We start from the raw sequence: 13,069 nt of genomic DNA, 5'->3' as shown, positions 1-13,069 counted from the left end.
CGGCTGGCTGACGGCGTCTCCCGCGCCGTGTGGCTTGATTTTCTAGCGGAGGCCGTTCCAGAGCCGGTTTTCCGGCTCCCGGATCAGTCACCTGTCTTTCGACCCTTACTTGAACACCTTGTCCGGCGCGTCGAGGCTATCGGACCCTTCGAAGGCGATGGTGCTGAGCTTCAAGGAGCCGACGGCGCGCTCAATCGACTTGGTCTGATCGATCAGCGCATCGATCGCCGCCTGCACGGTGGCGTTGCCCTCAATGTTGCCCTCGGCGATCTGCTGGTCATAGGCCTCGCCGGCCAGTGCACGCGCCTTGATCGCCTCCATCTTGGCGACCGAAACATCGAGCTTGTCAGACAGTTCCTTGTCGATCGCCGGATCGGCCGCCTTCACCATATCGGCCACCGAGGGACCCGAAACGACGGTGCCGTCGAGACGCGTGTAGCTCGCATGATAGGCCGCGCGAATGCCGATGGCGTCGTAGAGATGCGAATTGTACGTGTTGTCGGAGAAGCAATCGTGCTCCTCTTCCGGATCATGCAGCAGCAGGCCGAGCTTGATGCGCTCGCCGGCCAGTTCGCCGTAGGACAGCGAGCCCATGCCGGTGAAGATGGTCGAGATCGCCGTGTTCGGCTCGCCATCGACGAGAGCCTTGCGGGCGGCGCCGTCTTCCTTCCAGTTGCCGACCATCTCCTGAAGATCCGAAACCAGAAGGTCGCTGGCCGATTTCAGATACTCGGCGCGGCGATCGCAATTGCCGCCGGTGCAGTTCTGGAGGTCGTAGTCGGTATAGGGGCGCTCGCCGGCACCCGGCCCGGTGCCATGCAGGTCCTGGCCCCAGAGCAGGAATTCGATGGCGTGGTAGCCGGTGGCGACATTGGCCTCGATGCCGCCGGCTCCCTGCAGCGTGCCGGAGAGGAATTCCGGCGAAAGCTTCGATGCATCGACCTTCTTGCCGTTGATCTCGATCTCCTTGTTGGCGATCACATTGGCCGTGTAGAGCGCATTCGCGTCCGATTCGGTGCCGTAGCTCTTGGCGACGTAGTCGATCAAACCTTCATCCAGCGGCCAGGAATTCACCTTGCCTTCCCAGTCGTCGACGATCTTGCTGCCGAAGCGGTAGACCTCGGTCTGCTGGTAGGGAACGCGCGATGCCTTCCAGGCGTCACGGGCAGCGTTGAGGGTTTCCGCCGATGGCGTGGCGAGCAGCGCGTCGACCGCCTTGTCGAGCGCCTGCGCGGTGGTCAGCGAATCCTCATATTTGGCGAGCGCGATGTCGGAATAGGTCTTGATGACGGCCTTTGCATCGGTTTCCGCCTTTGCCGGCAACACGAATACCGCCGCCGTCAGCAGGGCAGTGGCGCCGATCGCCGCAAGCCTGCTGCCATATCGTGCTGTCATAATCACTCTCCAGTTTCTCGGAAATTCTGTAAACGGCGCGCACAGCAACCGGCGCCAGGCCATCTGCGGGCCATTGGGCGCAAGAGATGCCGCGCTAGCGCGCGGTTCGCGGAAGAAAGACACCAAAATGCCTCCAATCGAAAGGGTTCAAGGCCCAGACATTAAAGGGATGCGCTGACGCGCGAGCTTCCATAAAGCTGCGACATCGTCGGATGTCAATGACAATCCGTAGAAAAGTCAATTGAAACAACAGTTTAGAATTATTCTAAACTACGACTGTCAACTTATGCGTCTTTCTGCACCGGTCTTGCCGTTGAACTGTACGATTGACAGCTGCCATTCCGGGTGCGACCCGCAAAAGCTCTCTTGCGGCGGCACCAGACAATTGCCACTTGGCGAGACATCCTAGGATAGAAGCGGGATTGGAATGCGATGAAGAACGGTGTGGTCATTGTCGGCGCGGGTCATGCGGGCGTGCAAGCGGCCGCCAGTCTGCGCGAAGACGGCTATGACGGGCCGGTGATCCTCGTCGGGGATGAGGACGAACTTCCCTATCACAAGCCGCCGCTGTCGAAGACTTTCATCAAGGATGCCGAGGCCAAGCCGCAACCCTTGCGCGGCGAGGCCTTTTACACCGGCAGCGCCATCGATTACCGGCCTGGCGTCAGGATCGATCGCATCGATGCCGAGCGCCGCAGCCTGGAGATATCAGGCGGTGGCGCGCTTGCTTTTGATCACCTGATCCTGGCGACCGGCTCGCGCCCGCGCACCCTGCCGTTGCCCGGCTCGGACCTGTCCGGCGTGCTGTCGCTGCGCTCGCTGGCCGATGCGCGGCTGATCCGCGACCTCAGCGCGCAAAGCGACGAAATCGTCATCCTCGGCGGCGGTTTCATCGGGCTGGAGATAGCAGCCACACTGCGGGCCACCGGCCGCACGGTGACAGTGGTGGAGGCCGTGGACCGGCTACTCGGCCGCGCCGTGGCGCCGGTGGTGGCGAGCCACGTCCGGCAACGGCTGGAAGCGACAGGCGTGCGCATTCTCACCGGCACCTCGATCGCCAGGCTCGATGGCGAAAACGGTCATGTCACGGCCGCCATCACCTCGTCAGGCGAAAGGCTGCCGGCGCGCATGGTCATCGTCGGCATTGGTGCCATGCCGAATGTCGAACTGGCGCAGTCTGCAGGCCTCGGCATCGCCAACGGCATCCGCGTCGATCATCAGATGCGCACGTCGATGCCGGAGATTCTTGCCATTGGCGATGCTGCCTCCTACCGTCACTGGTTCACCGGCGGCGACGTGCGGCTGGAATCGGTGCAGAACGCCACCGATCAGGCGCGGCTTGCCGCGCGCACGATATCAGGCCACACCGACGCCTATTCGGCGGTGCCATGGTTCTGGTCGGACATCGGCGACATGAAATTGCAGATGGTCGGCCTGACCGCCGGCGGCGACAGCCATGTCGTGCTGGGCGACCTGCCCGAAAACAAATTCTCGATCTACCACTATGCCGGCGACCGGCTGCTCGGCATCGAATCGGTCAACCGCCCCGGCGACCACATGCTTGGCCGCAAGATGCTCGGCGCCGGCTTTTCGCCGACGCCGGAAACGGTTGCTGAGGGACCTGACGGTTTGAAGGCGGCGCTGGCCGCGTTTCAGCAGGATGAGCCTGCCAGGGCTGCGGGCTAGCCCCCGCTTACCCTCCCTTGTGGGGAGGGTCGCTGTGAAGCAGCGGGGTGGGGTCTGCGCGAGGCGCCCCACCCGGACCTTCGGTCCGACCTCCCCACAAGGGGGAGGTAGAAGTTCAGGCGGCGCAGACTTCGCGGATCGAGCTTTCCAGGATGTCGAGTGCTTCGTTCATGACTTCGTCCTGGATGGTGATCGGCGCCAGGAAGCGGATGACGTTGCCGTAGACACCGCAGGTCAGCAGGATCAGGCCCTTGTCGAGCGCCTTCAACCGGATCGCATTGGCGATCTCGGCCGACGGCAGGCCCTTCTTGACGTCGTTGAACTCGACCGCGTTCATGAAGCCGAGGCCTCTGATGTCGACGATCTCGGGCACGTCGTCGCGGATCGACTGCAACCGCTGCTTCAGCCTTGCGCCCAGCGTGTTGGCGCGGTCGCACAGGTTTTCGTCCTCGATCACGTCCAGCACGGCGTGCGCGGCGGCAACGCCGATCGGGCTGCCGCCATAGGTGCCGCCTAGCCCGCCGGGGCCGGGCGCATCCATGATTTCGGCGCGGCCGGTGACCGCCGCCAGCGGAAAACCGCCGGCCAGGCTCTTGGCCATGGTGGTGATGTCAGCCGCCACCTCATGGTGATCCATCGCAAACATCTTGCCGGTGCGGGCAAAGCCGGTCTGCACTTCGTCGGCAATCAGCAGCATGCCGTGCTGGTCGCAAAGCTTGCGCAGCGCAACCAGGAAGTCACGCGGCGCCTCGTAGAAGCCGCCCTCGCCCTGAACCGGCTCGATGATGATGGCGGCGACGCGGGCCGGATCGACATCGGCCTTGAACAGCCGGTCGAGCGCCGCCAGCGAGTCGGCGACCGAGACACCGTGCAGCGGCACCGGGAACGGCGCATGATAGACATCGCCCGGCATGGCGCCGAAGCCGACCTTGTAGGGCACGACCTTGCCGGTCAGTGCCATGCCCATGAAGGTGCGGCCATGGAAACCGCCGGCGAAGGCGATGACCGCCTGACGGCCGGTGGCATTGCGGGCGATCTTGATGGCGTTCTCTACCGCCTCCGCCCCGGTGGTGACGAAGATCGTCTTCTTCTCGAACTTGCCGGGCAGCATGCCGTTCAGCCGTTCGGCCAGGCGCACATAGCTCTCATAGGGCACCACCTGGTGGCAGGTGTGGGTGAAGCGGTCGAGTTGTGCCTTGACCGCTTCGATCACCCTGGGATGGCGATGCCCGGTGTTGACGACGGCGATGCCCGACGAGAAATCGATATAGCGACGCCCCTCGACATCCCAGATTTCCGAATTTTCAGCCCGGTCGGCATAGATCTGCGTGGTCATGCCGACACCGCGGGAAATCGATTGGTTCTTGCGTTCGGAAATGGCTGAATTCTTCATCGTATCCCTCACCGGGCCGGCGCCCGTCCTGTTTGATGCCGTTGAGACATCTTCTGACCTTATTTCACGTTTTCCTCAAGTCGGCACCACCGGCAGGCGATTGGGCCTGCGGTGGGCAGATCCCGGCGCTTAACCAGTCAGGCGATACACGTACGAGACCGGTTTCCTTTTCCCGGGGATCGACTATCCTCTGGATGTCCACGAGGCATCGCGACCAGCGAGCCGCCGCGGCCGGGGGAGCCCATGAGCAGGAACGTGACTTCGCCCGTCTCGCAGCCGTCGGTCCAAGCTCCCGGTCTTTTGTCTTTTCCAGCCGCCCCGGCGCTTTTCGCCTGCACGGCTGCGCTGCTTTTGGTCGGCTGCCAGAAGCAGGAAGCGGTGGACAAGAAACTGCAGATCATGGTGCGCACCGAAACGGTGGCGATGGCCGACTATGCGCCAAGGACCTCGCTGACCGGGGTGATCGCGGCGCGTACGCTGAACAATCTGTCGTTCCGGGTCGGCGGTCGCGTCGCCGAACGGTTTGTCGATGTCGGCCAGCATGTCGATCAAGGCACGGTGCTTGCCCGGATCGATCCGCAGGAGCAGGAATCCGATTTGCGCTCGGCGCAGGCCGATCTCGACGCGGCACAGGCGCAATTGACCCAGTCCGCCGCCGCCTTCGAACGGCAGAAGACGCTGCTCGCCCAGGGTTTCACCACCAGGCGCGATTATGACGCCGCGGACCAGGCCCTGAAGATGGCACAAGGCAGCGTCGATGCCGCGCAGAGCGCTTTCTCCAACGCCCAGCAAAACCTGTCCTTCACCGAACTCAAGGCCGGTGCCGCCGGCGTGATTACCGCCCGCCAAGTCGAAACCGGCCAAGTGGTGCAAGCCGCGCAAACCGTCTTCACCGTCGCCGAGGACGGGGACCGCGACGCGGTATTCAACGTGCAGGAGACGCTGATCGCCAAGACACCGGCATCGCCTGCGGTGACGATCACGCTGTTGTCCGATCCGCAGGTCAGGGCGACGGGCAAGGTCCGCGAAATCTCGCCTGCGGTCGACCCGGCTTCGGGCTCGATCCGGGTCAAAGTCGCCATTCCCGACACGCCCGCCGGCATGCCGCTGGGGGCAGCCGTCATCGGCTCGGTAAGCGCCAAACCGGCGAAGGCGATCCTGCTGCCTTGGCAGGCGCTGACGTCCAGCGGCGGCAAGCCGGCGGTCTGGATCGTCGATCCCTCGACCAAGGCGGTGACGATGGCGCCGGTCGAAGTGCTGGCGTTCAATTCGGGCACGGTCGTGATCGCCAAGGGGCTGGACGCGGGCCAGAGCGTCGTCACCGCTGGAGGACAGCTGCTCAGCCCTGGACAGACGATCGAAATATCGGGAGCGGGCCAATGAGCCGAACGCCACGCATCCTGCTCGGCGTGCTCATGCTCGGCGCGCTGGCATCCTGCTCCAAGTCGGAGGAAAAGCCGCCAGAGATCATCCGACCGGTGCTGTCGATGGTGATCGAGCCGCGCACCACGCAAATCTTCGGTTTTGCCGGATCCGTCGAACCGCAGGTCAGCGCCGACCTGGCCTTCCGCCTGCTTGGCCGGGTCGTCTCGCGCGACGTCCAGGTCGGCGACATCGTCAGCAAGGGCACGACGATAGCGGCACTCGATCCGACCGCGCTGGAGTTGGGCCTCCAGGCGGCCAAGGCGGAACTGTCCAATGCCGAGGCGCAGCTCGCCAACGCCGCCGCCAGCGAGGAACGGCAGCGCCAGTTGCTCGCCTCGGCCAACGCCACGCAAGCTGTCTTCGATGCCGCGCAGCAGGCGCGCAAAGCTGCGGAGGCAGGTGTCGAGCGGGCCAAGGCTTCGCTTGCCAAATCGCAGGAGCAGCTCGGCTATGCCAGGCTGTTCTCTGATTTCGACGGTGTCGTCACCGCGGTCGGCGCCGAAGTTGGCCAGACGGTCTCGCCCGGCCAGACCGTCGTCACCGTGGCGCGTTCGGACCTGCGCGAGGCGGTGGTCGACATTCCCGATCAATTGACCGGTGATCTTGAGGCCGGCACGCCCTTCCAGGTGATCCTGCAGTCGCTGCCGACGATCCAGACCGGGGCCAAGCTGCGCGAGATCGCACCGCAATCCGAGGGCTCGACCCGCACGCGGCGCGTCAAGCTGACGCTCACGGATCCGCCACAGGCCTTCCGGCTCGGCTCGACGGTAACGGCGACCCGCGTGACCAAGGTGGCACCGACGATCGAACTGCCGATGTCGGCGCTGTTCGAAAAGAACGGTTCCGCGAAAGTGTGGATCGTCGACCCGCAGACATCCAGCGTGAACGCACGCGACATCAAGATCGCGTCGAAGAATGGCGTTATCTTCACCGTGGCCGAAGGGCTTGACGCGGGCATGCGTGTCGTCACGGCGGGCGTCCACAGCCTGAGCGAAGGCCAGAAGGTGAAAGTGCTCGAGGGAGGCGCCTCATGAAAGGCTTCAATCTCTCCGACTGGGCGCTCAACCACCGCTCCATGGTCTGGTATTTTATGCTGGTCTTCGTCGTGGCTGGCGTGTTCTCCTACCTCAATCTCGGCCGTGAAGAAGACCCCAACTTCACCATCAAGACGATGATCATCCAGGCCAACTGGCCGGGCGCCTCGGTCAAGGAAACCGTGCAGCAGGTGACCGACCGTATCGAGAAGAAACTCGAGGAACTCGACAGCCTCGACTACACCAAGTCCGTCACCACGGCCGGCCAGACCGTCATCTTCGTCAACCTGAAGGACACCACCAAGGCACGCGATGTCGTGCCGAACTGGATTCAGGTGCGCAACATGGTCAACGACATCGGGGCGCAGTTTCCGCAGGGGGTGCAGGGACCGTTCTTCAACGACCGCTTCGGCGACGTCTATGGCAACATCTACGCCTTCACATCGGACGGGCTGACGCCGCGCCAGTTGCGCGACTATGTCGAGGACACCAGAACAAAAATCCTGACCGTGCCCAACGCCGGCAAGGTCGACCTGGTCGGCGCCCAGGACGAGGCGATCTATCTCGAATTCTCGACCCGCCAGATCGCCGCCCTCGGCCTCAACCAGCAAGCGATCGTGGCGAGCCTGCAGGCGCAGAACGCGATTACGCCGTCCGGCCTCATTCAGTCCGGGCCGGAGCGCATCAGCGTGCGTGTCGGCGGGCAGTTCACCTCCGAGGACAGCCTGCGCGCCATCAATCTGCGCGTCAATGACCGCTTCTTCCGCCTCAGCGACGTGGCGACGATCACGCGCGGCTATGTCGATCCGCCTACGGCGCTATTCCGCTTCAACGGCCAGGACGCGATCGGGCTCGCCATCGGCATGAAACCCAACGCCAACCTGCTCGAATTCGGCGAGGCGCTGCACAAGGAGATGGACAAGGTGCTGGCCGACCTGCCGGTCGGTGTCGGCGTGCATCTGGTGGCCGACCAGCCGGTCATTGTCGAGGAGGCCGTCTCGGGCTTTACGCGCGCGCTGTTCGAGGCGGTCGCCATCGTGCTCGCGGTGTCGTTCATCAGCCTCGGCATGCGCGCCGGCTTCGTCGTGGCGCTGTCGATCCCGCTGGTGCTGGCCATCACCTTCACGGTCATGGCCTATCTCGGCATTTCGCTGCAGCGAATTTCCCTGGGTGCGCTGATCATCGCGCTCGGGCTTCTGGTCGACGACGCGATGATCGCGGTCGAGATGATGGTGGCGCGGCTGGAGGTCGGCGACAATCTGCGCAAGGCGGCGACTTATGTCTACACATCGACCGCCTTTCCGATGCTGACCGGTACGCTGGTGACGGTCGCCGGCTTCATCCCGATCGGCCTCAACAACAGCGCCGCCGGCGAATATACCTTCACCCTGTTCGTGGTCATCGCCGTTTCGCTGCTGGTGTCATGGGTCGTGGCGGTGCTGTTTGCGCCACTGCTCGGCGTCACCATCCTGCCGGCGACGATGAAAACCAAGCATCACGACCAGCCCGGCCGCTTCACCTCGCTTTTCCGGCGCGTGCTTGTCGGCTCGGTGCGCCATCACTGGCTGACCATCATCGTCACCGTGCTTTTGTTTGCCGGCTCGATCGCCGGCTTCGGGCTGGTGCAGCAGCAGTTCTTTCCGCCATCGGACCGGCCGGAGCTGATCGTCGACTGGAACCTGCCGCAGAATGCCTCGATCGCCGATACGCGCGACCAGATGGAGCGGTTCGAGCAGCGGGCGCTGGTCGGCAATCCCGACATCGACCATTTTTCGTCCTATATCGGCCAGGGCGCGGTGCGTTTCGTGCTCGCCTATGACGTGCAGCCGGCCAACCCCTATTTCGGCCAGACCGTCATCGTCACCAAGAGCATCGCGGCCCGCAACCGGGTCAAGCCGGCGCTTGAAAAACTGCTGCGCGAGGAGTTCGTCGGCACCGACGCCTTCGTCAAGCCGCTCGAACTCGGGCCCCCGGTCGGCCGCCCGGTGCAGTATCGCATCGGCGGTCCCGACATCCAGACGGTGCGCGAACTGGCGCAGCAATTCGCCGGTGTCATCTCCGCCAATCCAAAGCTTGCCGCGCCTACCTTCGACTGGAACGAGCCGCAACGCGTGCTGAGGGTCGACGTGCTGCAGGACAAGGCACGCCAGCTTGGCATCACCTCTTCCGACATCGCCAGCGCGCTCAACAGCACCGTCGGCGGCGCTACCATCACGCAGGTGCGTGACGCCACCTACCTGATCAATGTCGTGGCGCGCTCGCGTGGGTCCGAACGCGGCTCGATCGAAACGTTGCAGAACATGCAGCTGCCGACCAGTACCGGCGAGGCGATCCCGCTCGCGGCCGTCGCCAACTTCCGCTACGATCTGGAGCAGCCAACGGTGTGGCGACGCGACCGCATCCCGACCATCACCGTGCGCGCCGGACTGGTCGGCGACGTGCTGCCGGCCACCGTCGTCAACGAATTGAAGCCGTCGGTCGATGCCTTCACCGCCAAGCTACCGCCGGGCTATTCGATCGCCACCGCCGGCTCGGTCGAGGAGAGTGCCAAAAGCCAAGGACCGATCGCCGCCGTCGTGCCGTTGATGCTGTTCGTCATGGCGACGATCCTGATGGTGCAATTGCAGAGTTTCCAGCGCCTGTTCCTGGTGGTGGCGGTGGCGCCGCTCGGCCTGATCGGCGTTGTGGCGGCCCTGGTGCCGAGCGGCGCGCCGCTCGGCTTCGTCGCCATCCTCGGCGTGCTGGCGCTGATCGGCATCCTGATCCGCAACTCGGTCATCCTGATCGTGCAGATCGAGGATCTCGTCCGGGAAGGCAAGGACCGCTGGGCGGCCGTCATAGAGGCGACGGAACACCGCATGCGGCCAATCGCGCTGACGGCGGCGGCCGCAAGTCTCGCCCTGATCCCGATCGCGCGCGAAGTGTTCTGGGGCCCGATGGCCTATGCCATGATGGGCGGCATCATCGCCGGCACGGCGATCACGCTGCTGTTCCTGCCAGCGCTTTATGTGACGTGGTTCAGGATCAAGGAGCCGAAAGCCCAGGAAGAGCTACCCGTGGAGAGCGGCGAACCGGTGCAAGCTCAGACTTAAGGCTTTGCCGGGTCATTCGTTGTCGTTGGAGGGTACGGGGCGTGACTTGGCGCGTTGCCACGGCGACGATTTTGAGGTGCGCCAGGCATGCCAACCTTTCGGCAAATCGGCCAACTCCACGATGGTTTCATCCAGTTGAACCACCTCTTGCAGGCCTACGAGCATTACCTCGCGTTCATCCCAATCTCGAGTGTCGCTGCTGTAGAATTGCCAACTGCCACCTTCGTCGTTGTAGCTGTCGTCGTCGTCATCTTCATGCACAACGTATGCGATCCAGTCGCCACGTTTAAATAGGCTCTTGTCCGACAACACCGCGAGGTTGGGCGGATCCGCAAACTTCCATTCCTCCATCGGAATCCCTGAAGACGGTTGGTTCTGCACACAGGAAGACGAATTCAGGCGGTTCTCACAAACCCGTCGCTCGCTCTCAGCAGGTTGCGAGTATAGTCCTTCGTCACGCGACGTTCGACGAGATCCGCCGCCGCCAGGTTCTCAACCGCCTCGCCGCTTTGCATCACCATCAGCCGCTCGCACATATGGGTGATGATGGCGAGGTCGTGGCTGACCATCAGGAAGGTCAGCTTGCGCCGCTTGCGTACCTCTTCCAACAGGTTGAGCACTTCCGCCTGCACCGAGGCATCGAGCGCCGAGGTCGGCTCGTCGAGCAGCAGGATCGAAGGTTCGAGGATCAGGGCACGGGCAATCGCCACGCGCTGGCGCTGGCCGCCCGATAGTTGGTGCGAATAGCGGAAGCGAAAGCCGTTTCCCAGCCCGACCTCGTCGAGCGCCCGCTGGATGCGCTTTTCGCCATCGGCGAAGCCGTGGATGGCAAGCGGCTCCTGCAGCAGGCGGTCGACGGTCTGGCGCGGGTGCAGCGAGCCGTACGGATCCTGAAAGACCATCTGCACTTTGCGGTAGAAGGCCTTGTCGCGGCGTGGCCCGAGCGTCTTGCCGTTGACGGCGATGCTGCCCGATGCGACCGGCGCAAGGCCGGCGATGGCCCGAAGCAGCGTCGATTTGCCGGAGCCGGATTCACCGACCAGGCCAAAGGATTCACCCGGCTGCACGTCGAGGCTGACGCCCTTCAGTGCGCGAAAACGGTCGAAGATCACTTCCAGCCTGTCGACGGCAATCGCAGAAGTCATGCCGCCCACTCCGGCTTGCGGTCGAGCACCGGCAGCGGGTGGCGGTCGGCACCGATCTTGGGCATGCAATTGAGCAAGCCGCGCGTGTAGGGATGCTGGGCATGGCCGAGTTCGGACGCCTTGAGCTGCTCGACCACCTTGCCGGCATACATGACGATGACGCGGTCGCAGAAGGATGAGACCAGGCGCAGATCGTGCGAGATGAAGATCAGCCCCATGCCGCGCTCACTGACCAGCCGGTCGAGAATGCCGAGCACATCAAGCTGCACGGTGACGTCGAGCGCCGAGGTCGGCTCGTCGGCGATCATCATTTCCGGACCGGCGATCAGCATCATGGCGATCATGGCGCGCTGGCCCATGCCGCCGGACACTTCATGCGGATGCAGGTTGAAGACGCGAGAGGGATCACGGATCTGCACCGCCTCCAGCATGGCCAATGCGCGGTCGCGCGCCTCGGCCTTGCCGACCTTTTCATGCGTGCGCAGCGTTTCGACGATCTGGCGGCCGATGCTCATCACCGGGTCGAGCGAGTATTTCGGATCCTGCAGGATCATGGCGATGCGCTTGCCGCGCAGCGCCCGGCGTTCGCGCGGCGAGACGCTGAGCAGGTCGATGCCGTCGAAGGCGAGCTTGTTGGCCGATATCCGCGCCTGCGGCGGCGTCAGGCCCATGATGGCGCGGCCGGTCTGCGATTTGCCGGAGCCGGATTCTCCGACGATGCCGAGCCGTTCGCGGCCGAGCGAGAAGGAGACGCCGCGAACCGCCTCGATCAGCCCGGTGCGGGTCGGGAAGGTGACGCGCAAATCGTCGACCTCGAGCAGCGTCTTCGTTTCCCTGCTCATTGGTCACCACTGCGGGGATCGAGCGCGTCGCGCAGGCCGTCGCCGAGCAGGTTGAAGCCGAGGCTGACGATGAGGATGGCGAAGCCCGGCGCACCGGCCACCCACCACTGGTCGAGCACGAAGCGGCGCCCCGACGCGATCATCGTGCCCCATTCCGGCAGCGGCGGTTGCGCGCCGAGGCCGAGGAAACCGAGCCCGGCGGCGGTCAGGATGATGCCGGCCATGTCGAGCGTCACCCTGACGATCAGGGACGAAATGCAAAGCGGCATGATATGGCGCAGCACGATGCGGAAGGGCGAGGCGCCCATCAGCTGCACCGCCTTGATGTAATCGGAATTGCGCACCGTCAGCGTCTCTGCCCGCGCGATGCGGGCATAGGGCGGCCATGAGGTGATGGCGATGGCCAGCACCGCATTCTCGATGCCGGGGCCAAGTGCTGCAACAAACGCCAGCGCCAGGATCAGCTTGGGAAAGGCGAGAAAGATGTCGGTGATGCGCATCAGGATGGCATCGGTCCAGCCGCCGGCATAGCCGGCCACCGTGCCGACCAGAAGGCCGATCGGTGCCGCGATGATGGCGACCAGGATGACCACATAAAGGGTCCAGCGCGAGCCGTAGAGGATGCGCGACAGGATATCGCGGCCGAGATCGTCGGTGCCAAACCAGTGCTCGGTGCTCGGCGCCAGCAGGCGCGCGTTCTTCAGGTCGCCGAACGTCGGAGAATAAGGCGCCAGCACACCGGCAAGGGCGGCAACGATCAGCAAGGCAATGATAATGAGCAGGCCGAGAAAGGCCAGCCGGTTGGCGGAAAAGCGCCGCCACGCCACATAGGCGCGGCCGAGCCTCGCCTGGGTGCGCGAGGCCGGCCGCTCGCTGAGCAGCCAGTCGCGACGAGAGAGAGGACGGGCGTCGGAGGCGGTCATGATGATGCCTCTTGGAGCTGTCGACCCCCACTCCGGCCTGCTTCGCAGACCACCTTGTATCTACACGAGAGAGATTTCGTGGGATTAGAGCGATTGAGCCAAGGTCCGGGCGGCCGCCCGGACCTTGGCTTGGC

At 64.2% G+C, this 13,069-nt stretch carries 10 protein-coding genes; 4 read left to right on the top strand and 6 right to left on the bottom strand.

Annotated elements, in window-relative coordinates:
• Nucleotides 1-105 precede the first annotated feature (105 nt).
• Nucleotides 106-1,395: an imelysin family protein gene (locus NKH06_RS25295; protein WP_352894471.1), complete on the bottom strand. Its 1,290-nt coding sequence runs from the start codon at nt 1,393-1,395 to the stop codon at nt 106-108.
• Between the two features lie 432 nt (nt 1,396-1,827).
• Here NKH06_RS25295 and NKH06_RS25290 point away from each other — a divergent pair, with 432 nt between their 5' ends.
• Complete coding sequence (locus NKH06_RS25290; protein WP_352610759.1) at nt 1,828-3,081, top strand: NAD(P)/FAD-dependent oxidoreductase; 1,254 nt, start codon at nt 1,828-1,830, stop codon at nt 3,079-3,081.
• A 115-nt stretch (nt 3,082-3,196) separates the two neighbouring features.
• Here NKH06_RS25290 and NKH06_RS25285 read toward each other — a convergent pair whose 3' ends face one another.
• On the bottom strand, nt 3,197-4,474 hold the full coding sequence (locus NKH06_RS25285) for a 4-aminobutyrate--2-oxoglutarate transaminase (protein ID WP_352610760.1): 1,278 nt from the start codon (nt 4,472-4,474) through the stop codon (nt 3,197-3,199).
• Between the two features lie 243 nt (nt 4,475-4,717).
• Between NKH06_RS25285 and NKH06_RS25280 the strand changes: the two genes are divergently transcribed.
• Genes NKH06_RS25280 through NKH06_RS25270 form a run of 3 tightly spaced genes read left to right on the top strand, consistent with a single transcriptional unit; the run spans nt 4,718 to nt 10,025 of the window.
• Nucleotides 4,718-5,857 carry an efflux RND transporter periplasmic adaptor subunit gene (locus tag NKH06_RS25280; RefSeq protein WP_023811425.1) on the top strand — a complete coding sequence of 380 codons (1,140 nt, stop codon included), beginning with the start codon at nt 4,718-4,720 and terminating at the stop codon, nt 5,855-5,857.
• A complete protein-coding gene (locus NKH06_RS25275) occupies nt 5,854-6,933 on the top strand; it encodes an efflux RND transporter periplasmic adaptor subunit (RefSeq protein ID WP_352719685.1) in 1,080 nt (359 codons plus the stop codon). The genes NKH06_RS25280 and NKH06_RS25275 overlap by 4 nt, the downstream gene beginning before the upstream one ends.
• Nucleotides 6,930-10,025: an efflux RND transporter permease subunit gene (locus tag NKH06_RS25270; RefSeq protein ID WP_352719683.1), complete on the top strand. Its 3,096-nt coding sequence runs from the start codon at nt 6,930-6,932 to the stop codon at nt 10,023-10,025. Before NKH06_RS25275 ends, NKH06_RS25270 begins: the two co-directional genes overlap by 4 nt.
• Nucleotides 10,026-10,037: 12 nt before the next feature.
• Here NKH06_RS25270 and NKH06_RS25265 read toward each other — a convergent pair whose 3' ends face one another.
• From NKH06_RS25265 to nikC, 4 genes are read right to left on the bottom strand one after another with little or no spacing between them, the layout of a single operon-like run.
• Nucleotides 10,038-10,376 carry a hypothetical protein gene (locus NKH06_RS25265; RefSeq protein ID WP_128304325.1) on the bottom strand — a complete coding sequence of 113 codons (339 nt, stop codon included), beginning with the start codon at nt 10,374-10,376 and terminating at the stop codon, nt 10,038-10,040.
• A 44-nt stretch (nt 10,377-10,420) separates the two neighbouring features.
• Nucleotides 10,421-11,170, bottom strand: a complete 750-nt coding sequence (locus NKH06_RS25260) for an ABC transporter ATP-binding protein (RefSeq protein WP_352719681.1) — start codon at nt 11,168-11,170, stop codon at nt 10,421-10,423.
• On the bottom strand, nt 11,167-12,012 hold the full coding sequence (locus NKH06_RS25255; RefSeq protein WP_031213315.1) for an ABC transporter ATP-binding protein: 846 nt from the start codon (nt 12,010-12,012) through the stop codon (nt 11,167-11,169). The genes NKH06_RS25260 and NKH06_RS25255 overlap by 4 nt, the downstream gene beginning before the upstream one ends.
• Complete coding sequence (gene nikC / locus NKH06_RS25250) at nt 12,009-12,935, bottom strand: nickel transporter permease (protein WP_023811431.1); 927 nt, start codon at nt 12,933-12,935, stop codon at nt 12,009-12,011. Before nikC ends, NKH06_RS25255 begins: the two co-directional genes overlap by 4 nt.
• Between the last annotated feature and the right edge of the window lie 134 nt (nt 12,936-13,069).

Origin of the sequence: Mesorhizobium sp. M1342, from assembly GCF_040317955.1 — a bacterium.
GTDB lineage: Bacteria > Pseudomonadota > Alphaproteobacteria > Rhizobiales > Rhizobiaceae > Mesorhizobium.
The sequence above is the reverse complement of the archived record's forward strand: the minus strand, read 5'-3'. Positions and strand labels throughout refer to the sequence as shown.